Here is a 23,469-nt window from a genome sequence, read left to right on the forward strand (position 1 = left end):
GGCGCCGACCGGTTCCTGCGACCAGTTCCTGTTCAGTCAGCCCGACTTCGCCGCCGGCGGCACGTCGCCGCCCTTTTGCCGTTCACGGAAGAGCGCGGCGCGCATCAGGAAGATGGTGGTGATGGGCGCCGTGAGCGCAATGAACAGGACGATGAGCACGGCGTGCAGGAAGAGGCTGAAGCCCTGCACCGAGAAGTAGACGATGGTGGCGATCGTCATGCACCACACGCCCACCGTGGCGCCGAGCGTCGGCGCGTGGATGCGGCGGAAGAAGGTGGGCAGCCGCACGAGGCCGAAGGAGCCGATGGCGGCGAAGGCTGCACCCAGCACGGCGAACACGGCGGTGACGATTTCCGCCCACAAGGGCAGCGGCCCCACGATGAAATCCGTCATTCGATGACCTCCCCGCGCAAGAGGAACTTGGCCATGGCCGTCGACCCGACGAAGCCGAACAGCGCGGTCAGCATGGCGGCTTCGAAGTACACGTTGCTCGCATAGACGATGCCGAGCACCAGCATCATCAGCATGCCGTTGATGTAGAGGCAGTCCAGCGCCATCACGCGGTCCTGCGCGCTGGGCCCCACCAGCAGACGGGCCAGCGCGCAGAGCATGGCCACCGCCAGCAGCAGCAGCGCCAGCTTCAAGGCCCAGAAAAGTACAGGCGTCATGATTCGAAGATCTCCATCAGGGGCCGCTCGTAGCGCTGCTTGATCATGGCGATGAAAGCGGCTTCGTCGTCGACGTCGAACACGTGGATCAGCAGCGTGCTGCTGTCGAACGCGATCTCGCCCCATGCGGTGCCGGGCGTGAGGCACATGATCATGGCCAGCACCGCGAGCCCGTTGGGGTCGCGCAGCTCCAGCGGCACGTTGATGAATTGCGAGGCGATGCGCGAGGTGCGGCGCGTCAGCAGCCGCCGTGCCACGAAGAGCGCCGATTCCAGCATGTCGGCCGAGGCCCGGCCCGCGAGCCGCAGCGCGACCCAGGGCTTGCGCATGCGCACGGTGGCCGGCCGCAATCCCTTGGTGAGCAGGGGAACGGCAATGGCCAGCAGCGCGGCCGACAGCAGCGTTGCGGCTTCGAGCGACTGGTTGAGCAGCAGCCACACCGCAAACAGCGCCAGCGAGAGCGGTGGCGAGGGAATCCAGCGCTTCATGGTGCCGGGCCTTTCGGGGGCGCCGCGGGGTTGGCGACCTGCCGCGCGCCCATCACGGCGTTGCGGTAGGCGGTGGGCGTGCGCAGCCCTTCGGCGGTGGTGATGGCGTGGTGCATGACGGGGCCGGCCCAGACGGTCAGCGCCACGCTGGCCGCGAGCAGGCCGGCCACCGGCAGCACCTCGAGCGCGGGCAGGGCGGGCATGGTGGGATGCGGCTGGGTCCAGAAGTGGCGCATGCCGGTGCGGCTCAGCGCAATCAGCGCCAGCAGGCCCGAGGCGATCAGCAGCCCCAGGAAGATCCATGCGGGCACCGATGTGCCGCCGGTGGAGAAGGCGCCCGAAAGCATCGCGAACTTGCCCACGAAGCCCGACAGCGGAGGCAGGCCCGCGAGCAGCAGGGTGCAGCCGATGAAGCTCAGCCCCAGGAACGCCACGCCGGCGGGAATCGCGCGGCCGTAGAGCGCCTGCGCTTCGTCGTCGAGGTTCACGTCGTCGAGCACGCGCAGGTCTTCCGCCAGGAACGGCGCATTGCCCGCCTTCTCGTGCGGCGCGACGCTCATGCCGGCATTGCGCCAGCGCTCGATCATGTCGGTGAGCAGGAAGAAGGCGCTGACTGCCAGCGTCGAACTCAGCAGGTAGTAGAGCGCGCCGGCCCACACGGCCGGCTCCCCGAGGCCGATGGCCGCGAGCAGCGTGCCTGCCGACACCAGCACGCTGAAGCCCGCGAGGTTGGAGAGCCGCTGCGTGCCCACGATGCCTATGGCGCCCGCGAACAGCGTCGCAAGCCCGATCGCGATGAGTGCGGATTGCCCGAACGCGGCCGAGGCACCGGCATCCGATGCGAAGAGCAGCGTCCACAGCCGCAGCAGCGTGTAGATGCCGAGCTTGGTCAGCAGCGCGAACACGGCGCCCACGGGCGACACCGCTGCGCTGTAGGCCGGCACCAGCCAGAAGTTGAGCGGCCAGGCGCCGGCCTTGGCGAAGAATGCGGTCGCGAGGATGGCGGCGGCCGCATGCACGAGGCCGCGGTCGGCCGGCGCGAGCTGCGCGATGCGCTCGCCGAGGTCGGCCATGTTGAGCGTGCCGGTCACGCCGTAGAGCAGGGCCGCGCCAATCAGGAAGAGCGACGAGGCGGCCAGGTTGATGGCGATGTAGTGGAGCCCGGCCTGTACCCGCAGCCGGCCCGAGCCATGCAGCAGCAGGCCGTAGGAGGCTGCGAGCATCACCTCGAAGAAGACGAACAGGTTGAACAGGTCGCCCGTCAGGAAGGCGCCGTTCAGGCCCATGAGCTGCAGTTGCAGCAGCGGATGGAAATGCACGCCGGCGCGGTCCCAGCGCGAGGTGGAGTAGATCGAGGCCGCAAAGGCGACCACGCCCGTGAGCGCCACCATCAGGGTCGACAGCCGGTCGGCCACCAGCACGATGCCGAACGGTGCCCGCCAGTTGCCCGGCAGGTAGACGCCGATCGATCCCGGCCCGTCGCCGGTCTCCGGCGCATTCACCCAGCGCAGCAGCGCGAGCGCCGCCAGCAGGCCCACCAGCCCCGAGACCACGCTCAGCGCCGACTTGGTGCGGCGCCGGCTTTCGCCCAGCAGCAGCATCAATGCGGCCGTGAGCAGGGGCACCAGGATCGGCACCGCGACGAGGTGCGGCATGCTGAACTCGAGCAATTGGTCGAGCAGCTGGACCAGCCCCGTCATTCCACCGCCTCCTGTTGCTCTTCGCCGTCCACGTGGTCGGTGCCGGTGAGGCCGCGCGAGGCCAGCAGCACCACGAGGAACAGCGCCGTCATCGCAAAGCCGATCACGATCGCCGTCAGCACCAGGGCCTGCGGCATCGGGTCGGCGGTGTTGGTCAGCGTGGCGGTGATGCCCTTGACCAGCACGGGTTCGCTGTCGAGCTTGAGCCGCCCCATGCTGAAGATGAACAGGTTGACTGCGTACGAGATGAGCGTGAGGCCCATGATCACCTGGAAGGTGCGGGGACGCAGCAGCAGGTACACCCCCGAGCCGGTGAGTACGCCGATGGCCAGGGCGAGCACGATCTCCATCAGTGCGCTCCTTCCGGCGTTGCGCTGGCGGCCGCGGCGGCTTCGGCTTCCTTTTCGCGCTGCTCGTCGGCCCAGCGGTGGCTGCGTATCGACTGGTGGGCCAGCGCGGTGAGGATCAGCATGGTGGCGCCCAGCACCAGCGCGAACACGCCGATGTCGAAGAAGAGGGCGCTCGGCACGTGCAGCTCGCCCAGGACGGGAAGGTGCAGGTGTGCGGTGTGGGTGGTCAGGAACGGATAACCGAACACCACCGCGCCGCTGCCCGTGACCAGTGCGAGCAGCAGGCCGGCGGCAATCCAGCGGCGCGGATAGATACGCAGGTGCTCTTCCACCCACTCGGTGCCCGAGACGATGAACTGAAGCACCAGTGCCACCGACATCACCAGCCCCGCGACGAAGCCGCCGCCGGGTGCGTTGTGCCCGCGCATGAAGAAATAGACCGACACCAGCACCGCGAGCGGCAGCAACAGCCGCACCAGCACCGCCGGCACCATCAGGTAGCCCACGGCCGTGTCCTTGGCGAGGCGCGGGTTCAGCAAGTCGCTGCTCCCATCGTCGGCCTGCGCGCGCTGCTGCGCCGGCAGGGCCATCGATTCGCGGGCCGGCCTGAAGCGGCGCAGCAAGGCGTAGACCGTGAGCGCCACCACGCCGAGCACGGTGATCTCGCCGAAGGTGTCGAAGCCGCGGAAGTCGACCAGCATCACGTTGACCACGTTGGTGCCGCCGCCCTCGGCCAGCGCATGCTCGAGAAAGAAGGGCGAGATGCTTTGCGGAAACGGCCGCGTCATCATCAGCCACGCCAGCGCCGACATGCCGCCGCCGGCGGCAGCCGCCACCAGCAGGTCGCGCCCGCGCCGGCCCCAGGGGCGCAGCCTGGCGCGCGCGGACTGGACCGTGTCCTTGCTGCGCATCGGCAGCCAGCGCAGGCCCAGCAGGATCAGCACTGTGGTCACGGCCTCCACCACGAGCTGGGTCAGCGCAAGGTCGGGTGCCGAGAACCAGATGTAGGTCACGCAGCACACCAGCCCGGCACCCGAGGCCAGCATCAGCGCGGCAAGGCGATGGAACTTGGCCTGCCACGCCGCGGCCAGCGCGCAGACACCGCCGATGAGCCAGGTCATTGCGAACATCGGCGAGAAGGGCAGCAGCTCGCGGGCGCCACGGGCGACGGGTGTCGTCCAGAGCGAAGCCGCGGCGCCCGCCGCGGCCACCGCGATCAGCAGCAGCAACTGCGACTGCATGCGCCGCGTGCCCAGCACGCGGCGGCTGCGCCGGCCGGCCTCGCTGAGCTGCGCGAGCAGGTGCTCGAAGATGGCCTGGCCGTCGAAGCGGTGCAGGAGCGGCGTGTGTTCGAGCTTGCCCTGCGCGCGGCGGCGGCGCTGCGACAGGTAGAGCACCATGCCGCCGGCCAGCGCCACGAAGCTCATCGCCAGCGGCAGGTTGAAGCCGTGCCATACGGCCAGGCTGTATTCCGGCAGCACGCCGCCGACCACCGGCGCGGCGGCAGCCGCCAGCAGCGCTCCGATCGACCAGGCCGGCGCCACGCCCACCACCAGGCAGACCAGCACCAGCAGCTCGACCGGCACGCGCATCCAGTGCGGCGGCTCATGCGGCTGCTTCGGCACGTCGGGCCCGCAGGGCGGACCGAAGAACACGTCGAACACGAAGCGCGCCGAATAGGCCACGCTGAAGATGCCTGCAACGGTGGCAATGACCGGAAGGCTCAGGTTGATCCATGGCGTCGCCTGGATGAACACCGTCTCGGCGAAGAACATCTCCTTCGAGAGGAAGCCGTTGAGCAGCGGCACGCCGGCCATCGATGCGCTCGTGATGATCGCCAGCGTGCCCGTGATCGGCATCAGCCGCAGCAGGCCGCTGAGCTTGCGGATGTCGCGCGTGCCGCTCTCGTGGTCGATGATGCCGGCCGCCATGAACAGCGATGCCTTGAAGGTCGCATGGTTCATGATGTGGAACACCGCCGCCACCGCCGCCAGCGGGCTGTTCAGGCCGAGCAGCAGCGTGATGAGACCGAGGTGCGAGATGGTCGAATAGGCCAGCAATGCCTTCAGGTCGCGCTGGAACATCGCGACAAAGCCGCCGAGCAGCAGCGTGATCGCGCCCGCGCCGCCCACCAGCCAGAACCACTGCTCGGTGCCCGACAGCACCGGCCACAGCCGCGCCATCAGGAACACGCCGAGCTTCACCATGGTGGCCGAATGCAGATAGGCCGAGACCGGTGTTGGTGCCGCCATGGCGCGCGGCAGCCAGAAGTGGAACGGGAACTGCGCGCTCTTGGTGAAGGCGCCGAGCAGTATCAGCACCAGGGCCGCGGGATAGAGGGCATGCGCGCGGATCTCGTTGCCCGAGGCGAGCACCACGTCGAGCTCGTAGCTGCCCGCGATGCGGCCCAGCACCACCACGCCCGCCAGCAGGCAGAGCCCGCCGGCACCGGTGACGGTGAGCGCCATGCGCGCGCCGCGCCGCGCGTCCCGGCGGTGATGCCAATAGCCGATCAGCAGGAAGGAGAACAGGCTGGTGAGCTCCCAGAACAGCACCAGCTGGATCAGGTTGCCCGAGAGCACCACGCCCGTCATCGCGCCCATGAACGCGAGAAAGAAAGAGAAGAAGCGCGGCACCGGGTCGGAGGCCGACATGTAGTAGCGCGCATAGAGCACCACCAGCGCGCCGATGCCGAGCACCAGCATGCAGAACAGCCACGCGAAGCCATCCATGCGGAACACGAGATTGAGCCCGAGCTCGGGCAGCCACGCGATCTCCTGGCGCAGCACGTTGCCGCGCGCGATCTGGGGAAAGAACCATGCGGTCTGCACCGCGCAGCCCAGTGCGACGAGCCCCGCCAGCGTCGACTCCCGATTGCGCGCGTTCGACGGCATCAACGCGGCCAGCACGCTGGCAATGAAGGGAAGTGCGACGAGAAAGACCAGGGGCATTGCGGTCGATTCTATCGACCGGCCCTTTGAAGAATTCTCCCGGAAACCCGTGAAAATCGACGGCCTTGCCGCCTGGCGATGGGTCGATCGATCAGGCGGCCAGGGCCTGCACGCTGCGTATGCCCAGCCAGGTCAGGAACAGCGATCCGCCGAGGTGGGCCGTTGCCGTGAGCAGTGCCACGCCCAGCCGGCCTTCGAGAAGCATGGTCACGACCTCGGCCGAGAAGCTCGAGAAGGTCGTCAGGCCGCCGAGAAAGCCCGTGACCAGTGCGAGCCGCCAGGCCGGATCGAGGTCGGGCAGCAGATGGAACGAGGCAATGGCCACGCCGACGAGGTAGCCCCCGATCAGGTTGGCGGCCAGCGTGCCCCAGGGCATGAGCCCGCTGGCGCCGAACCAGAGTGCGAGGCCCCAGCGCGCCAGCGCGCCCACGGAGGCACCCATGCAGATGGCAAGAATCGGAAGCAGCATCGGCCTATTGTCGGGGCACGCCCGGTGCTGTTTATGGCGCCATCTGCTGCGGCAGCCAGGTGACCAGTTGCGGCACGAAGTAGATGATGAGCACGGCCGCCACCATCAGGAAGAACATCGGCAGCGTGACGCGGGCGATGTAGAGCAGGTCCTTGCCGGTCATGCCCTGCAGCACGAACAGGTTGAAGCCCACGGGCGGCGTGATCTGCGCCATCTCGACCACCAGCACGATGAAGATGCCGAACCAGATCGGGTCGATGCCGGCGGCGGTGACCGTCGGCATGATGACGCCCATGGTGAGCACCACCATCGAGATGCCGTCCAGGAAGCAACCCAGCACCACGTAGAACGCCGCGAGCATCACGATCAGCTGGAACTTCGAGAGCCCGAGCGAGCCGATCCATTCGGCCAGGTGGCGCGGCAGGCCGATGTAGCCCATGGCGAGCGTGAGGAAGGCCGCGCCCGCGAGGATCAGTGCCATCATGCAGTAGAGCCGCGTGGCGCCGAGCAGCGCTTCCTTGAAGCTGTGCCAGTTCAGCGAGCCCTGTGCGCCCGAGATGACCATGGCGCCGACCACGCCCACGGCGGCCGCTTCGGTGGCGGTGGCAATGCCCGCGTAGATGGATCCGAGCACCGACAGGATCAGCAGCGCGACCGGGATCAGCGACATCGAGGCCTTCAGCTTCTCGATGAAGGGCAGCTTCGCATCGGCCGGCGGAATGCGGTCCGGGTGGCGCAGCGACCAGAACACGATGTAGCCCGAGAACAGCAGCGCAAGCAGGATGCCCGGGATCACGCCCGCAATGAACAGCCGGGCGATCGACACGTCCGCACTCACGCCATAGACGATCATGATGATCGAAGGCGGGATCAGGAGGCCCAGCGTGCCGGCCCCGGCCAGCGTGCCGATGACCATGTCGTCCGGGTAGCCGCGCCGCTTCAGTTCGGGCAGGCTCATCTTGCCGATGGTGGCGCAGGTGGCGGCGCTCGAGCCCGACACTGCCGCGAACACCGCACAGCCCACCACGTTGGTGTGCAGCAACCGGCCCGGCAGGCTTTGCATCCAGGGCGCGAGACCCTTGAACATGTCCTGCGAGAGCCGCGTGCGGAACAGGATCTCGCCCATCCAGATGAACAGCGGCAGCGCGGTGAGCGTCCAGCTCGAGGCCGAGCCCCAGATGGTCACGGCCATGGCATCGCCCGCGGGGCGGGACGAGAAAATCTGCATGGCGATCCACGCCACGCCGGAGAGCGTGAGGCCGATCCACACGCCACTGCCCAGGATCAGGAAGAGCGCGGCAATCAGCAGGCCTGCAACGGCAATGTCACTCATGGCGCAATGCCTCCGTCTCGACCGGCTTGGCAGGTCTTCCCCGCCACTCGATCACGAACTCGTCGAAGGCTGCAATGGCGAACACCAGCGCACCCACGGCCATCGAGAGCTGCGGCAGCCACAAGGGGGTGGCGTCGTTGCCGGTGGAAATGTCGTGGAAGTCGTGCGACTGGAACACCAGCCGCGCGCTGTACCAGGCGAACAGCACCGCGAGCAGGGCGCCTGCGCCCATTGCCCAGCGTTCGAGCCAGCGCTGCGCCGCGGGCGGCAGGTTCTGCAGCACCAGGGTCACGCGGATGTGCTCGCCGCGCTTGAGCGTGTGGGCGAGCGCAAGAAAACCGGCACCGGCCATCAGGTAGCCGGCATAGGCATCGATGCCTGGAATGTTGAAATGGAGTTGCCGCCCGATGATGGAGAGCAGCACCATCACCAGCAGGCCGACCATGAAAAGCGCCGCCAGGGCGGCGGCGCTGTTGTAGAGGAAATCAAGCGTCTTTCGCATCGGTGGCTGTTCGGCGTTGCGTCACATCTTCTTGTATGCGTCGACCACCGCCTGGCCATCGGGTCCGGCCTTCTCAAGCCATTCCTTGAGCATGGTGTCGCCCACCTTCTTCATGTCGGCCTTGAGCTGGTCCGAAGGCACGTGGATGGCCATGCCGTTCTTCTTGAGCAGATCGATGTATTCGAGCGTCTTCTTCTTCGAGATATCCCAGCCGCGCTTCTCCGCCTCGGCGGCGGCCTTCAGTACGGCCTCCTGCGTGGGCTTGTCGAGCGCGTCGAAGGCCTTCTTGTTCATCAGCACCGCATTTTTGGGAAGCCAGGCCTGGGTGTCGTAGAAGTTCTTGATGTATTCGTAGGTCTTGGTGTCGTAGCCGGTGGAACCCGACGACATGTACGACTCGATCACGCCGGTGGCCATGGCCTGCGAGAGTTCGGCCTGCTGCACCGTGACCGGCTGTGCGCCGACGAGCTCGGCGACCCGCGCGGTGGCGGGGCTGTAGGCACGCCACTTGACGCCCTTGAGGTCGGCCGCGGAGGAGATCGGCTTCTTCACGTAGATGCCCTGGGGCGGCCAGGGCACGGTGTACAGCAGCGCGAGGCCCTGCTCGGCCAGCTTCTTTTCAAGCGCCGGCTTCTGCGCCTGGTACAGCTTCCATGCGGCGTCGTAGCTGTCGGCCAGGAACGGGATGCCGTCGGCGCCGAACATCTGCCATTCGTTCTGGTAGTTCACCAGCAGGATCTCTCCCAGCTGGGCCTGGCCGCCTTGCACGGCGCGCTTGATCTCGGGCGCCTTGAACAGCGCGGCATTCGCATGGACGGTGATCTTGAGCTTGCCGGCGGACGCCTTTTCCACGTCGCTGGCGAACTGCGTGATGTTTTCGGTGTGGTAGTTGCCGGCGGGGTAGGCCGTGGGCAGGTCCCACTTGGTTTGCGCGAAGGCCGCGGCGCCGAGGGTGAGGCCAGCGAGGGCAATGCCGAACTTGTGATTCATGAGCGCTCCGGAACGTATGAAAGTGAAAACGAAAACGAGCATACGTGCAAATTCCGGGCCACTCCTGAGGCATTTCCCTGCCACGCGGCGTTGTGCAGCCGCCGATCTCCTGCCGCAGCGCAGACAAAAAAGCCGCCTTCGCGGCGGCTTTGACTGCGGGGTCGCAGCGGACCCCGAGGCGATTCAATCAGGGCTTGGTGGGCTTCGCTTCGGCATCGGCGGCCTTGGGCGCCTTGGCGACCTTGTCCGCCTTCGAGGCGGCGGGGGCTGATGCCTGGCCGCCGAAGGCCTTGCCGTTGACCGTGAGTCCTTCGGCCGACAGCTTCTCGGCCTTCTTTTCCTTCACGCCCCTGACGCGCTGCATGAAGTCGGGCCAGTCCTTGAACTCGACTTCCTTGCGTGCGTCGAGGATGCGCTTGGACATTGCGGGGCCGACGCCCTTGATGCCGTTGAGATCGGCAGCCGTGCCCTTGTTGACGTCGACGGCAGCGAACGAGACAACCGCGAACAGCATGGCCGCCATGGCCAGGATTTTCTTCAACATGATTTTCAAACTCCCTGATTTGTTGATATGACAGTTCGCCGGCAGAAGACGCCGGCTCGCGTTCAACGGTTCAGGGAAAGGCGTGTTGACGCCCTCGCCCCCTGCAGGGGCTGCGTTCACCATTGTTCAGAAACGTGCTCGGAATGTGGCTCAGAGCTCTTCGACGCGCCGCGGCGGGTAGCTGTCCCAGGCTTGGCATCCGGGGCAGTGCCAGAAATGCTGGTGCGCTTCGAAGCCGCACGCGGCGCAGCGGTAGCGCATGAGCGGCCGCGTGGCCTGGTCGAGCGCGCGCTGCACCTGCGGGTGGAACTGCTCGTGCTCGAAGCGCTCGCCCGCAAGCCAGCGCGAGGCGGCGACCAGCGAGGGCTGCTGGGCGAGATGCGCGATGTAGCCGTCGCGCGGAGCGAGTGGCTGGCCGTTGGCCGCCGGAATCGCATTGGTCGGCGAGCCGCCGAGCGCGATCAGCGCTTCGAGCACGTCGATCGACGGCGACTCGGCATAGTGCCGTTGCAGCAGCGTGAGCGCTTCGCCCTCGCAGTGGGCGGCCACTGCGGCCTGTTGCAGTGCAGCGGCATACAACGGCAGGGCGAGCGGGGCGGTGTCGCTCAGGGCGACAAGGGTGCCGAAGGCCTTGGCGCCGTCGCCGTTGCGCAACTGCAGCGTGGCGGAATCGATGGCGGGGCGGGGTGCCTGCGGGGCCAGCGCGACCGCCTCGGACAGCAGCCGGCCGGCCGCGGCCAGGTCGCCGGCCGCCACTTGTTCGGAGGCCTGCTCGCAAAGGTGGTGGGCTCGGCGCGTGCTGTAGCTGGCCTGGTCGGACTCGTCGAGCTTCTGCGCCACGGCGGCGGCCTGGGCCCATTCGCGCGAACGCTCGTAGATGGCCAGAAGCGAAAGCCGCGCCTCGTTCTCGTAGCGCGTGCCCTCGAGTTTTTGCAGCGCGGCTTCGGCGCGATCGAGCAGTCCGGCGCGCAGGAAATCCTGCGCCAGCGCATGCTGGGCGCGTTCGCGGTCGCTGCGGCTCAGGTCGCCGCGACCCAGCAGATGCTCGTGCACGCGCACCGCACGCTGGTATTCGCCGCGCCGGCGAAACAGGTTGCCGAGGGCGAAGTGCAGTTCCTGCGTGTCGGGATCGTTCTGCACGGCCTCGATGAAGGCATCGATGGCCTGGTCCTGCTGTTCGTTGAGAAGAAAGTTGAGGCCGCGGAAATACGCCTTGGGGGCTTGCCGGTTCTCGAGCTTGAGCTGCCGGATATCGAAGCGCGAGGCAAGCCAGCCCAGGACAAAGGCAACGGGCAGGCTGATCAGCAGCCAGCTGGGATCAAAGTCCATGTTGGCGTACGGTGGGTAGGTCGGTGGCGGAAATGGACGACGGCGCTGCTGCCGGAGCAGGCACGGATGGCGCAGGAGCCGCGGCTTCGTCGCCGCGCGTGGCCGGAACCTGTGCTGCCGCCGCACGGTGCTTCCACCATCCAGGCAGCATGCCGAGCGCACCTACCACCAGGCCACCGGCGAAAGCTGCGAGCACGACGAGCACCAGGGGCGCGCGCCAATGCGTGCCGAAGAAGAAATAGACGGTTGCGTCGTGCTGGTTGTTCAGCGCGAAAGCAAAAAGCGTAAAAAAAATGGCTGCCTTGAGCAGCCACAGGAGGTATTTCATAGCCGTTCCCGTTGCCGGGAGCATTCTACGTTTGCATCCATGCGATCAGGCCTTGCGGCCCTTGGCGTCGAGTTCGGCGGTCTTGGCGTCGACGGCCTCGCGCAATGCCTTGCCGGGCTTGAAATGCGGCACCCGCTTTTCGGGGATCTGAACGCTCTCGCCCGAACGCGGGTTGCGGCCGATGCGCGGCGGACGCCGGTTGACCGAGAAGCTGCCGAAACCGCGGATCTCGATACGGTGCCCGCGCACCAGCGCGTCGCTCATCGCGTCGAGGATGGTCTTGACGGCGTATTCGGCATCGCGGTGCGTCAGCTGCGCGAAGCGCGCTGCGAGTTCTTCGACGAGGTCAGAGCGGGTCATAGGCCAAACAAAAACGTGGACGAAAAAAAAAGACAGAGCGGCCCCAGGGCCTGCTCTGTCTTCGGACTCAGCTTACTTGCTGTCGTTGTTGTCGAGCTTGGCGCGCAGCAGGGCGCCCAGGCTCGTCGTGCCCGCGTTTTCGCGTGCCGACTGCTGGCTCAGGTTGGCCATGGCGCCTTGTTCGTCGACCATGTCCTTCTGCTTGATCGACAGCTGGATGTTGCGGGTCTTGCGATCCACGTTCACGACGATGGCGGTGACTTCGTCGCCTTCCTTCAGCACGTTGCGTGCATCTTCCACGCGGTCGCGGGAGATTTCGCTGGCGCGCAGGTAGCCGATGATGTCTTCGCCGAGGTCGATTTCAGCGCCGCGGGCGTCCACGGTCTTGACCTTGCCGGTCACGATCTGGCCCTTGTCATTCACCGTGGTGAAGGTGGTGAACGGGTCGCTGTCGAGCTGCTTGATGCCCAGGCTGATGCGCTCGCGGTCCACGTCCACGGCCAGCACGATCGCTTCGACTTCCTGGCCCTTCTTGTAGTTGCGAACGGCGGTTTCGCCGGCTTCGTTCCACGAGAGGTCCGAGAGGTGCACCAGGCCGTCGATGCCGGCAGCCAGACCGACGAACACGCCGAAGTCGGTGATCGACTTGATCGGGCCCTTGACGCGGTCGCCGCGCTTGGTGTTCTGCGCGAACTCCTGCCACGGGTTGGCCTTGCACTGCTTCATGCCCAGGCTGATGCGGCGCTTGTCTTCGTCGATTTCCAGGACCATGACTTCGACTTCGTCGCCCAGCGAGACGATCTTGTTCGGAGCGATGTTCTTGTTGGTCCAGTCCATTTCGGAGACGTGCACCAGGCCTTCGATGCCGGGTTCGAGTTCGACGAACGCGCCGTAGTCGGCAATGTTCGTGACCTTGCCGAACAGGCGGGTCGATTGCGGGTAGCGGCGCGAAACGCCCATCCATGGGTCGTCGCCCATTTGCTTGAGACCCAGCGAGACACGGTTCTTTTCGGTGTCGAACTTGAGGATCTTGGCGGTGATTTCCTGGCCGGCCTGAACGACTTCGCTCGGGTGGCGAACACGGCGCCATGCCATGTCGGTGATGTGCAGCAGACCGTCGATGCCGCCGAGGTCGACGAACGCACCGTATTCGGTGATGTTCTTGACGACACCGCGCACGACTGCGCCTTCCTTCAGGGTTTCCATCAGCTTGGCGCGCTCTTCGCCCATGCTGGCTTCGACCACGGCACGGCGCGACAGCACGACGTTGTTGCGCTTGCGGTCGAGCTTGATGACCTTGAATTCCAGGGTCTTGTTCTCGTACGGGGTCAGGTCCTTGATCGGACGCGTGTCGATCAGCGAGCCCGGCAGGAACGCGCGGATGCCGTTGACAAGCACCGTGAGGCCGCCCTTGACCTTGCCGCTGGTGGTGCCGGTGACGAAGTCGCCCGATTCCAGGGCCTTCTCGAGGGCGAGCCACGAAGCCAGACGCTTGGCGGTGTCGCGCGAGAGGATGGTGTCGCCGTAGCCGTTTTCAACGCTGCCGATGGCAACGGAAACGAAATCGCCGGCCTGGACTTCGAGTTCGCCCTTGTCGTTCTTGAACTCCTCGATCGGCACGTACGCTTCGGACTTGAGGCCGGCGTTGACCACCACGTGGTTGTGTTCGACGCGCACGACTTCGGCCGTGATGACCTCGCCGGTGCGCATTTCGGAACGCTTCAGGGACTCTTCGAATAGGTCGGCAAAAGATTCAGACATTTATGGTTCCTTCCGTCAGGCAGGGTTGGCAGGCGCTCATGCGAAATTGCGTGCGGCTGCTGTGGGTCTGGAGACGGCGGTTTTGTGGGCTGGTGCCCGGTTGGTTGAACAACCAGCAGGCCGGTGCGCTGTCGCGCGAGAGGAGCCTGCTGGAGCGGTATGCGCTACCCCGGAATCCGGTTGGCGCGAGCCCTTCAAGCGGACCTGAAAGGCTGTGACTTCCAACCGCTCAAGCGGGCTTGAACGGCTGTTTTTCCTGCCACCAGTTCAACACCTGATCGATCGATTGCTCGATGGACAGCTGGGAGTTGTCGAGGTGGCGGGCATCCTGCGCCGGCTTGAGGGGAGCGACGCTGCGGGACGAGTCCCTGGCGTCGCGCGCTTCCAAGTCGGAGCGAAGACTGTCAAGTGTAGTTGAAATACCCTTTGAAATCAACTGCTTATGCCGGCGTTCGGCCCTCTGGGCGGCGCTGGCCGTCAGAAAGACCTTGAGTGCCGCGTCGGGGAAGATCACGGTGCCCATGTCGCGGCCGTCGGCCACCAGGCCCGGGAGCTGCCGAAACCGCTGCTGCAGGGCCAGAAGCGCTGCGCGCACCGCGGGAAGCGTGGAGACGCGGGAGGCATCCATGCCGGCGGCTTCGGTGCGGATCTCGTCGCTGACGTCTTCACCGGCCAAGAGGACCTTGCCTTCGGTGAAATGCAGGGGCAGGGCCGCCGCCAGGGCGGCGACCTGCGCCTCGTGCTGCGGGTCGGCGCTGAGCCCGGCGCGCCGCATGGCCAGGCCGGTCACGCGGTAGAGCGAACCCGAATCGAGGTAGTGGTAGCCGAGCAGGCGCGCCACTTCGGCCGCGAGCGTGCCCTTGCCCGAGGCGGTGGGGCCGTCGATGCAGATCACCGGAACCTCGAAGGCCTCGGCCACCGAGAACAGGGTTTCGAAGTAGTCCGGGAAGGTCTTGGCGACGCAGTGGGGCTCGAGGATGCGCACCGGCACCCGGGCCGGGTTGAACGCCGCGAGCGAAAAACACATCGCCACGCGATGGTCGTCGTAGGTGCGAATGCTGGCCGGCAGCCAGCCGGCCTGCGCGAGCGGGTGCACGCGGATGAAATCGGGGCCGGATTCGACGGTGGCGCCGAGCTTTCTCAGCTCGTTGGCCATGGCGTCGATGCGGTCGGTTTCCTTGACGCGCCAACTGGCGATGTTGCGCAGGGTGCTCGGGCCGTCGGCATAGAGCGCCATGACGGCGAGCGTCATCGCGGCATCGGGAATGTGGTTCGCGTCGAGGTCGATGGCCTTGAGCGGCCAGGCGCCGCGGCGGACTTCGAGCCAGTTCGGCCCGCTGTCGACTTGCGCGCCCATCTGTCGCGCCGCCTCGATGAAGCGGATGTCACCCTGGATCGAATCGGCGCCCACGCCTTCGATCCGGATACTGCTTTGACCGGGAGCGCCCGTGGCAATGGCACCCAGTGCTATGAAATAGCTAGCAGACGAAGCGTCGGCTTCGACGTGGATGTCGCCCGGCGAGCTGTAGCGGCTGCCGGCGGGGATGGTGAAGCGCTCCCAGCCCTCGCGCCGCACGGCAATGCCGAAGCGCGCCAGCAGGTTCAGCGTGATCTCGATGTAGGGCTTGGAGATCAGTTCGCCGACCACCTCGATCACGATGTCGCGTCCCGCCGAAGGGCCGCCCCGAGGCGGGGCCACCCCCTCGGGGGGCAGCGACGACACGCCAGTGCCGAGCGTGGGGGGCGCACTGCCCGCTGCGAGTGGCAATGCCAGCAGCAGCGCGGTCAGGAATTGGCTCGAGACGTCGCCGCGCACGCGGATCGGTGTGTCGAGCGCCAGCGTGCCGTGATCGGCCGGGCGGATGCGCAGCGGCGGGTAGCCGGGGTTGCCGAGATAGTCGATGTGGCAGCCGAGCTGGGTCAGCGCGTCGACAAGATCGCCGATCGGCCGCTCGTGCATGCGCGGCACGCCGCTCAGTTCGAATTCGCCGCCGAGCAGCGACAGCGCGGCGGTCAGTGGACGCATCGCGGTGCCGGCGTTGCCAAGAAAAAGCGGCAGCAACGGCCCGTTGGGCTTCAGTTGGCCGCCGATGCCGGTGATGCGCAGTGTGCTGCCCGCCGCATCGATGCCGCAGCCGAGCGCGCGCAGCGCATCGAGCATCACGCGGGTGTCGTCGGAGTCGAGCAGGTCATGGACCGTGGTGATTCCGCTCGCCAGTGCAGCCAGCAGCAGCACCCGGTTCGAAATGCTCTTGGAGCCCGGCAGCCGCACGGTGCCCGAAGCCCCGGCCAGCGCAGGAATGTCGAGGAATGCCGTCGAGAACATGTCAGGAGTCCTGGGGCGCGTCGGTGTTGGGCTGCCAGGCGGCGCGGGCCTTGCTGGCGGCGGCAATCGCGTGCTCGAGCGCCTGGGCGTCGACGGCCGTCATCAGCGCCTCCAGGTCGAGCAGCGCCTTGCGGAATGCCTGCGACTGCAGCAGCACCTGCTCGCGGTTGGCGAGCAGCACGTCGCGCCACATGACCGGGTCGCCGGCCGCGATGCGCGAAAAATCGCGAAACCCGGGTCCGGCAAGGCGCAGGAATTGGTCGCCCTGCGGCTGCGCGATGAGCGCGTTGATATATGCAAAGGCCAGCAGATGCGGCAGATGGCTCACGGCCGCAAAGGCGCCGTCGTGCTCCTCGGGGGTCATGGTGACCACGTGGGCCCCAATGCCGCTCCAGATCTGCGAGGCGCGCTGCACGTTCGAGCGCAGCGTGGCCTTGACCGGCGTCAGCACGACCTTGCGGCCCGTGTAGAGCGAAGCCTCGGCATGCTCGATGCCGGACACTTCCTTGCCGGCGATCGGGTGGGCCGGAACGAAGTGGGCGAACTGGTCCTGCAGGCCGTTGCGTGCGGCTTCGATCACGTCGCCCTTGGTCGAGCCCACGTCCATCACCAGCGTATCGCTCGAAATGCCATGGCGAATGGCCTTGAAGGTGGCTTCCGAGGCCGCCACCGGCACCGCCAGCAGCACGAGGTCGGAGCCCGAGACCGCCAGCAGCGCGGAAGGCGCCGCCACGTCGATCACGCCGAGCTGGCGCGCCCGTTCGGTGGTGGAGGGCGACTTGCTGTAGCCGACCACGCGTTTCACGAGCTTCGCGCGCTTGAGCGCGAGCGCAAAGGAGCCGCCCATGAGGCCGCAGCCGATCAATCCCAATTGCTCGAACATGGTGCTTGTCCGGCTCAGGCTTTGACGGGGTAGGCGCCAAGCACCTTGTAGAACGCGCAGAGGCCGCGCAACTCGGCCAGTGCCGCAGCCACGTTGGGCTGCGAGGGGTGGCCGTCCAGGTCGATGTAGAAGTAGTACTCCCACTGGCCGGTGCGCGCCGGGCGCGACTCGAAACGGGTCATGGACACGTTGTTGACCTTCAGCGGTACCAGCAGGTCGTGCACGGCGCCGGGCCGGTTCGGCACGGAGACGATCAGGCTCGTGCAGTCGCGTCCCGAGGCCGGCGGCATGGCCAGCGTCTGGGGCAGGCAGATCACGGAGAAGCGGGTGCGGTTGTACGAGTCGTCCTGGATCGCATGCGCCACGATGTGCAGGCCGAAGCGCGTGGCGGCGCGTTCGCCGGCCAGCGCGGCCCAGGCCGGGTTGGTGGCCGCGAGCCGCGCGCCTTCGGCATTGCTCGAAACGGCACGCCGCTCGGCGTTGGGCAGGTGCTTCGACAGCCAGGTCTGGCACTGCGCCAGCGCTTGCGGGTGGGCCAGCACCGCCTCGATGCCGTCGAGCGTGTTGCTGCTGCGCAGCAGATGGTGGCGCACCAGCAGGCTGACTTCGCCGACCACGTGGGTGGGCGAATGCAGGAACAGGTCGAGCGAACGCGTGACCACGCCTTCGGTCGAGTTTTCGACGCCGACCACGCCGTACTGGGCGCTGCCGGCCGCCGTGGCGTGGAACACCTCGTCGAAGCTGGCGCAGTAGATCAGGTCGGCGGCGCCGCCGAAGTATTCGATGGCGGCCTGTTCGCAAAAAGTGCCCTCGGGCCCCAGCACGGCGACGCGCTGCGGCGATTCGAGCGCCAGGCAGGCCGACATGATTTCGCGCCAGATGGCGGCCACATGCAGGTCCTTGAGCGGGCCCGCATTGCTCTTTTGCATCTTCTCGATGACTTGAGCCACGCGGTCGGGGCGGAAATACGGGGTGCCTTCGCGCTTCTTGACCTCGCCCACCAGCTCTGCCACGTGGGCCCGCTCATTGAGCAGGCTGAGCAGTTGCTGGTCGAGCGAATCGATCTGCACGCGCAGACCGGCAAGGCTTTCGGAGTTGTCGGGAGAGGAGGGCGGTGTTGGTGCGGAGGCGGTCATCGGTGCGAGCAGCTGGGCATGCGCCTAGGCATGCGATCGCTCGAATTCTCGCATGTAGCTCACAAGGGCCCGTACGCCTTCCAGCGGCATGGCGTTGTAGATGCTCGCGCGCATGCCGCCGACCGACTTGTGGCCCTTGAGCTGCAGCAGGCCGGCCTCGCGCGCACCGGCCAGGAAGGCGTCGTTGCGGCTCTCGTCCACCAGGAAGAACGGCACGTTCATGCGCGAACGGCAGCCCGGGTCGATCTTGTTGACGTAGAACGAAGAGGTATCGATGAAGTCGTACAGCAGCTTGGCCTTGGCAATGTTGCGCTGTTCCATGGCCGCCACGCCGGTGAGCGCGCCTTCGGTCTGCCGAAGCAGCCACTGGAACGTCAACCCCGCCATGTAGATGCCCCAGGTCGGCGGGGTGTTGTACATGGACTTGTTGTCGGCAACGATCTTGTAGTTGAACGCGCTGGGGCAGATCTCGAGCGCATGTCCGAGCAGGTCGTCCCGCACGATCACGAGGGTGAGTCCGGCCGGCCCGAGGTTCTTCTGCGCCCCGCCGAATGCAAGGCCGACACGGCGCCAGTCGACGCTGCGCGAAGCCACGTGCGACGAAAAGTCGATGACGAGCGGCGCGTTGCTGCCAAGGGCCGCCAGGTCGGGCAGTTGCTGGAACTCGATGCCGTTGATGGTCTCGTTGGTGCACAGGTGCACGTACGAGGCGTCCTTGCTGAGCTGCCAGGTCGAGGGATCGGGCAGCCGCGTGTGATGGTCGCCGGCGTTGCTCGCGGCGATGTTCGCCGTGCAGTAGCGCTGCGCTTCCTTTTGCGACTTGATGCTCCAGCTGCCGGTGATGACGAAGTCGGCGGTGGTGCCGCGCGACAGGTTCATCGGCACGATGGCGTTCTCGCCGAGGCCGCCACCCTGCATGAAGAGGATGTGGAAGTGCTCGGGCACGGCCAGCAGCGTGCGGATGTCGGCTTCGGCCTGGGTGCAGATCGCGCCGAATTCCTTGCCGCGATGGCTCATTTCCATCACGCTCATCCCGCTGCCCTGCCAGTCGAGCATTTCGGAGGCGGCGCGTTGCAGCACCGCCTCCGGCATGGCGGCCGGACCTGCGGAAAAATTGTACGGGCGCGTGCCGGCCGGCTGGGGCTGCTGCTGATTCACGTCACTTCTTGGCGGGAGCCTTGGCAGGTGCCTTGGCGGGAGCGGCGCCTTGTGGCGCGCCGGTCGGAGCGCCCAGGGCCTTGGCCACGTTCTCGTCGAGCGCGCGCATCTTCGGTTCGATGGTGGCGCGCGTGTCGCTCACGAGCTTCTCGGTCAGCGCGGTCTGCATCTTCGGATTGAGGTCCTGGTACTTCTTGCTGAGCGGCGAGTTGATCCAGGCCAGCAGCTGCTTGAGTTCTTCTTCGCTGAAGTTCTGCTCGAGCAGCGGGGTGAGGGCGCCAGGTGCCAGCTGCACGGCCTTGTCGCGCACGATCGGGTAGGCGTCGTCGAAGTACTTCTTGAGCTCGGCGTCGGCGGCCTTGGCGGCCGATTCGCGCTTGGCTTCGGGCACCTGCGTCTGCAGGTATTGCGAGCCTGCCTGCGCAATTGGAGCGCTCGATTGCTCGACCAAGCCGCGGGCCAGCGACTCGATGCCGGGGCGCTGCACGTCGATGAACTGCTTGATGAGCGCAGCCTTGTCCTGGGCCATGGCGGCCATCGAGCTGCCGGCCAGGGCGACGGTCAGAAGGGCGAGCTTGAATTTTTTCACTGAGGGTTCTCCGTTGAAGATGAGGAAGTATCGTCCGCGCCAGGCTCGCTCTCGCCGTTGGCGTCGTTTTCGACGATACGTTGTAGTCCGCTGAGTTTGGCGCCTTCGTCGAGCCCGATCAGCGTAACGCCTTGCGTTGCGCGACCCAGTTCACGAATCTCGGCGACCCGGGTGCGCACAAGCACGCCCTTGTCGGTGATGAGCATGATCTCATCGTCCGCATGCACGAGGGTGGCGGCAACGACCTTGCCGTTGCGCTCACTCTGTTGAATCGCGATCATGCCTTTGGTTCCGCGGCCATGGCGCGTGTACTCGGTAATGCTTGTACGCTTTCCGTAACCATTTTCCGTGGCGGTGAGCACGCTTTGCTGCTCGTCCTCGGCCACCAGCATCGCGATCACGCCTTGCCCGGGGTCGAGCGACATGCCGCGCACGCCGCGTGCGTTGCGGCCCAGCGGGCGCACGTCTTCTTCGTCGAAGCGCACGGCCTTGCCGCCGTCGCTGAACAGCATCACGTCGTGCTTGCCGTCGGTCAGGGCGGCGCCGATGAGGTAGTCGCCCTCGTCGAGGTTCACGGCAATGATGCCGCCCTTGCGCGGGTTGTTGAATTCGTCGAGGGTGGTCTTCTTGACCGTGCCCATCGAGGTGGCCATGAACACGTACTGGTCGGCCGGGAAGTTGCGCTTCTCGCCGGTCAGGGCGAGCGCCACGTTGATCTTCTCGCCTTCCTGCAGCGGGAACATGTTGACGATGGGGCGGCCGCGCGAGCCGCGCGAACCCGCGGGCACTTCCCACACCTTGAGCCAGTACAGCCGGCCGCGGTTGGAGAAGCACAGGATGTAGTCGTGCGTGTTGGCGATGAAGAGCTGGTCGATCCAGTCGTCTTCCTTGGTGACCGTTGCCTGCTTGCCGCGTCCGCCGCGCTTTTGCGCGCGGTATTCGCCCAGCGGCTGGCTCTTGATGTAGCCGCTGTGGGAAAGCGTCACCACCATGTCGGTGGGCGTGATCAGGTCTTCGGTCGAGAGATCGTAGGCGCTGTGTTCCACCAGGCTGCGGCGCGCGCCGAGCTTCGACTGGCCGAACTCGTGCTTGATGGTGCCGAGCTCGTCGCCAATGATGACCGAGACCCGTTCGGGCTTGGACAGGATGTCGAGCAGGTCGTCGATCTCTGCCATGACCTCCTTGTATTCGGCAACGATCTTGTCCTGCTCGAGGCCGGTCAGGCGCTGCAGGCGCATCTGCAGGATTTCCTGCGCCTGCGTCTCCGACAGCCGGTAGAGGCCGTCCGAGCCCATGCCGAACTCGCGTTCGAGGCCCTCGGGGCGGTAATCGTCGGCATTGACCACGCCGCCGTCGGCGCGCGAACGCGTCAGCATCTCGCGCACCAGCTTGCTGTCCCAGCTGCGGGTCATCAGTTCGGACTTGGCGACCGGCGGGGTGGGCGATTCGCGGATGATGCGGATGAACTCGTCGATGTTGGCCAGCGCCACCGCCAGGCCTTCGAGCACGTGGCCGCGTTCGCGGGCCTTGCGCAGGGTGAAGACGGTGCGGCGCGTGACCACTTCGCGGCGGTGCTGCAGGAAGACCTCGATCAGGTCCTTCAGGTTGCACAGCTTGGGCTGGCCGTCGACCAGCGCCACCATGTTGATGCCGAAGGTGTCCTGCAGCTGGGTCTGCTTGTACAGGTTGTTGAGCACCACCTCGGGCACTTCGCCGCGCTTGAGCTCGATCACCAGGCGCATGCCCGACTTGTCGGATTCGTCCTGGATGTGGCTGATGCCTTCGATCTTCTTCTCGTGCACCAGCTCGGCCATGCGCTCCTGCAGCGTCTTCTTGTTGACCTGGTAGGGCAGCTCGTCGACGATGATCGCCTGGCGCTGGCCGCGGTCGATGTCCTCGAAGTGGCACTTGGCGCGCATCACGACCTTGCCGCGGCCGGTGCGGTAGCCGTCCCGCACGCCATTGATGCCGTAGATGATGCCGGCGGTCGGGAAGTCGGGCGCCGGCACGATTTCCATCAGTTCGTCGATGGTTGCCTGCGGATTGCGCAGCATATGCAGGCAGGCGTCCACCACCTCATTGAGATTGTGCGGCGGAATATTGGTGGCCATGCCAACCGCAATACCGCCTGAGCCATTCACCAGCAAATTCGGCAGTTTGCTTGGAAGGACCTTCGGCTCTTTTTCGGAGCCGTCGTAATTGTCTTGAAAATCGACAGTTTCCTTGTCGATATCGGCCAGCATTTCGTGCGCAATTTTGGCCAGCCGGATTTCCGTATACCGCATTGCGGCTGCGTTGTCTCCGTCGACCGACCCGAAGTTGCCTTGGCCGTCGACCAGCATATGGCGCATGGAAAAGTCCTGCGCCAGCCGCACGATGGTGTCGTAAACGGATTGATCGCCGTGCGGGTGGTACTTACCGATCACGTCGCCCACGATGCGGGCGGATTTCTTGTAGGCCCGGTTCCAGTCGTTGTTGAGCTCGTGCATGGCATACAGCACGCGCCGGTGCACAGGCTTGAGGCCGTCGCGCGCATCGGGAAGCGCCCGGCCCACGATCACGCTCATGGCGTAGTCGAGATAGCTGCTGCGCATTTCCTCTTCAAGACTGATGGGCAGGGTTTCTTTGGCGAAGGAGGTCATTGAGCGAGAGGCTGGCGGCAGGAAGGCGAAATTTTACGCTGTGAGGGGTGTCGCACCGCCGCAACACAAGGCCGCTATTCCGCCTCCGTCCTACGCTTCAGGGGTGTCCAGCGGCCTGTTTGCCAAAGACCCTATGGCACAATCGCCTCAACGTTTTGGGTGGTGGTCACTTAAAGCGTCCTTGATTCGCAGCGCGGCTGCGGCTTTTTCCCCAAGAGGAGAACCATGAAGAAACTGAATAAAGTGGCGATGATGTTTGCAGTCGCTGCGCTCGCCACTGCCGCCGGCGCGCAGACCCGTGTCACCGCTGCGAATGGCGGTCCTACGATCGACAACTGGCAAAACGGCACCGGCGAACTGGTTTGGAAGAACGGCACGAACGAACTGTGCTGGCGTGATGCCAACTGGACGCCGGCTACTGCCGCTGCCGGTTGCGACGGTGCTCTGGTTCCGCCAGCTCCTGCTGCCGCGACGCCCGCTCCCGCGGCTCCGGCGCGTCCTGCTGCTCCGCCGGCCGTGGCTGCTTCGAAGGTTACCTTCGCTGCTGATGCATTCTTCGACTTCGACAAGTCGGTTCTCAAGCCCGAAGGTCGCGCTAAGCTGACCGACCTGGTTTCCAAGATCCGCGACGTCAACCTCGAAGTGATCATCGCCGTGGGCCACACCGACTCGATCGGTACCGACGCCTACAACCAGCGTCTGTCGGTGCGCCGCGCCGAAGCCGTCAAGGCCTTCCTGGTCTCGAAGGGCATCGAACGCAATCGCGTCTACACCGAAGGCAAGGGCGAGAAGCAGCCTGTTGCGGACAACCGCACCAAGGAAGGCCGCGCCAAGAACCGCCGCGTGGAAATCGAAGTGGTCGGCACCCGCGCCACCCGCTGATTCGATTGAATCGCTAAAAGAAACCCCGCTTCGGCGGGGTTTTTTTATGCCTGCCGAATTCCTTCTGGCGGGCGTGAAGT

Annotated in this window: 22 protein-coding genes; 1 reads left to right on the forward strand and 21 read right to left on the reverse strand. The window is 66.1% G+C overall.

The features are described 5' to 3' along the window. Window positions 1–36 precede the first annotated feature (36 nt). The 21 genes from mnhG to gyrA form a co-directional block, all read right to left on the reverse strand. Window positions 37–393 (reverse strand): monovalent cation/H(+) antiporter subunit G, encoded by a 357-nt coding sequence (mnhG, locus tag VAPA_RS08375; RefSeq protein ID WP_021006333.1) that lies wholly within the window; start codon window positions 391–393, stop codon window positions 37–39. Beyond that, a complete protein-coding gene (locus tag VAPA_RS08380; protein ID WP_021006334.1) occupies window positions 390–668 on the reverse strand; it encodes a K+/H+ antiporter subunit F in 279 nt (92 codons plus the stop codon). Before VAPA_RS08380 ends, mnhG begins: the two co-directional genes overlap by 4 nt. Then, a complete protein-coding gene (locus tag VAPA_RS08385) occupies window positions 665–1,156 on the reverse strand; it encodes a Na+/H+ antiporter subunit E (RefSeq protein WP_021006335.1) in 492 nt (163 codons plus the stop codon). The genes VAPA_RS08380 and VAPA_RS08385 overlap by 4 nt, the downstream gene beginning before the upstream one ends. Next, on the reverse strand, window positions 1,153–2,856 hold the full coding sequence (locus VAPA_RS08390; protein WP_021006336.1) for a monovalent cation/H+ antiporter subunit D: 1,704 nt from the start codon (window positions 2,854–2,856) through the stop codon (window positions 1,153–1,155). Before VAPA_RS08390 ends, VAPA_RS08385 begins: the two co-directional genes overlap by 4 nt. Continuing rightward, window positions 2,853–3,206 carry a Na+/H+ antiporter subunit C gene (locus VAPA_RS08395; protein ID WP_021006337.1) on the reverse strand — a complete coding sequence of 118 codons (354 nt, stop codon included), beginning with the start codon at window positions 3,204–3,206 and terminating at the stop codon, window positions 2,853–2,855. The genes VAPA_RS08390 and VAPA_RS08395 overlap by 4 nt, the downstream gene beginning before the upstream one ends. After that, window positions 3,206–6,157: a monovalent cation/H+ antiporter subunit A gene (locus VAPA_RS08400; RefSeq protein ID WP_021006338.1), complete on the reverse strand. Its 2,952-nt coding sequence runs from the start codon at window positions 6,155–6,157 to the stop codon at window positions 3,206–3,208. Before VAPA_RS08400 ends, VAPA_RS08395 begins: the two co-directional genes overlap by 1 nt. Window positions 6,158–6,248: 91 nt before the next feature. Beyond that, the gene (gene crcB / locus VAPA_RS08405; RefSeq protein WP_021006339.1) at window positions 6,249–6,626 is read right to left on the reverse strand and encodes a fluoride efflux transporter CrcB; all 378 of its coding nucleotides are present in this window, start codon (window positions 6,624–6,626) and stop codon (window positions 6,249–6,251) included. 31 nt (window positions 6,627–6,657) lie between these two features. Further along, window positions 6,658–7,959, reverse strand: a complete 1,302-nt coding sequence (locus VAPA_RS08410; RefSeq protein ID WP_021006340.1) for a TRAP transporter large permease — start codon at window positions 7,957–7,959, stop codon at window positions 6,658–6,660. Next, the gene (locus VAPA_RS08415) at window positions 7,952–8,461 is read right to left on the reverse strand and encodes a TRAP transporter small permease (protein WP_021006341.1); all 510 of its coding nucleotides are present in this window, start codon (window positions 8,459–8,461) and stop codon (window positions 7,952–7,954) included. Before VAPA_RS08415 ends, VAPA_RS08410 begins: the two co-directional genes overlap by 8 nt. 21 nt (window positions 8,462–8,482) lie before the next feature. Further along, complete coding sequence (gene dctP / locus VAPA_RS08420) at window positions 8,483–9,451, reverse strand: TRAP transporter substrate-binding protein DctP (RefSeq protein WP_021006342.1); 969 nt, start codon at window positions 9,449–9,451, stop codon at window positions 8,483–8,485. Window positions 9,452–9,638: 187 nt separating this feature from the next. After that, a complete protein-coding gene (locus VAPA_RS08425; protein ID WP_021006343.1) occupies window positions 9,639–9,995 on the reverse strand; it encodes a ComEA family DNA-binding protein in 357 nt (118 codons plus the stop codon). 150 nt (window positions 9,996–10,145) lie between these two features. Beyond that, window positions 10,146–11,324, reverse strand: a complete 1,179-nt coding sequence (lapB, locus tag VAPA_RS08430) for a lipopolysaccharide assembly protein LapB (protein WP_021006344.1) — start codon at window positions 11,322–11,324, stop codon at window positions 10,146–10,148. Continuing rightward, a complete protein-coding gene (locus VAPA_RS08435) occupies window positions 11,314–11,652 on the reverse strand; it encodes a LapA family protein (RefSeq protein ID WP_021006345.1) in 339 nt (112 codons plus the stop codon). The genes lapB and VAPA_RS08435 overlap by 11 nt, the downstream gene beginning before the upstream one ends. 45 nt (window positions 11,653–11,697) lie before the next feature. Then, entirely contained in the window at window positions 11,698–12,012 is a 315-nt protein-coding gene (locus VAPA_RS08440; protein ID WP_021006346.1) for an integration host factor subunit beta, read from the reverse strand. Window positions 12,013–12,084: 72 nt separating this feature from the next. Further along, a complete protein-coding gene (gene rpsA, locus VAPA_RS08445) occupies window positions 12,085–13,773 on the reverse strand; it encodes a 30S ribosomal protein S1 (protein ID WP_012746757.1) in 1,689 nt (562 codons plus the stop codon). A 229-nt stretch (window positions 13,774–14,002) separates the two neighbouring features. Next, entirely contained in the window at window positions 14,003–16,099 is a 2,097-nt protein-coding gene (locus tag VAPA_RS08450; protein ID WP_021006347.1) for a bifunctional 3-phosphoshikimate 1-carboxyvinyltransferase/cytidylate kinase, read from the reverse strand. 1 nt (window position 16,100) lies between these two features. Beyond that, window positions 16,101–16,982, reverse strand: coding sequence for a prephenate dehydrogenase (locus VAPA_RS08455; protein WP_021006348.1), 882 nt, complete (start codon window positions 16,980–16,982; stop codon window positions 16,101–16,103). 14 nt (window positions 16,983–16,996) lie between these two features. Next, complete coding sequence (gene pheA, locus VAPA_RS08460; RefSeq protein ID WP_021006349.1) at window positions 16,997–18,118, reverse strand: prephenate dehydratase; 1,122 nt, start codon at window positions 18,116–18,118, stop codon at window positions 16,997–16,999. A 24-nt stretch (window positions 18,119–18,142) separates the two neighbouring features. Continuing rightward, the gene (gene serC, locus VAPA_RS08465; protein WP_021006350.1) at window positions 18,143–19,276 is read right to left on the reverse strand and encodes a 3-phosphoserine/phosphohydroxythreonine transaminase; all 1,134 of its coding nucleotides are present in this window, start codon (window positions 19,274–19,276) and stop codon (window positions 18,143–18,145) included. A gap of 1 nt (window position 19,277) precedes the next feature. Continuing rightward, window positions 19,278–19,865, reverse strand: a complete 588-nt coding sequence (locus VAPA_RS08470; RefSeq protein ID WP_021006351.1) for a DUF2059 domain-containing protein — start codon at window positions 19,863–19,865, stop codon at window positions 19,278–19,280. After that, window positions 19,862–22,507 carry a DNA gyrase subunit A gene (gene gyrA / locus VAPA_RS08475; protein WP_021006352.1) on the reverse strand — a complete coding sequence of 882 codons (2,646 nt, stop codon included), beginning with the start codon at window positions 22,505–22,507 and terminating at the stop codon, window positions 19,862–19,864. Before gyrA ends, VAPA_RS08470 begins: the two co-directional genes overlap by 4 nt. 225 nt (window positions 22,508–22,732) lie before the next feature. Here gyrA and ompA point away from each other — a divergent pair, with 225 nt between their 5' ends. Continuing rightward, window positions 22,733–23,389 carry an outer membrane protein OmpA gene (ompA, locus tag VAPA_RS08480; RefSeq protein WP_021006353.1) on the forward strand — a complete coding sequence of 219 codons (657 nt, stop codon included), beginning with the start codon at window positions 22,733–22,735 and terminating at the stop codon, window positions 23,387–23,389. The last annotated feature ends 80 nt before the right edge of the window (window positions 23,390–23,469 follow it).

It is taken from the genome of Variovorax paradoxus B4, assembly GCF_000463015.1.
GTDB lineage: Bacteria > Pseudomonadota > Gammaproteobacteria > Burkholderiales > Burkholderiaceae_C > Variovorax > Variovorax paradoxus_E.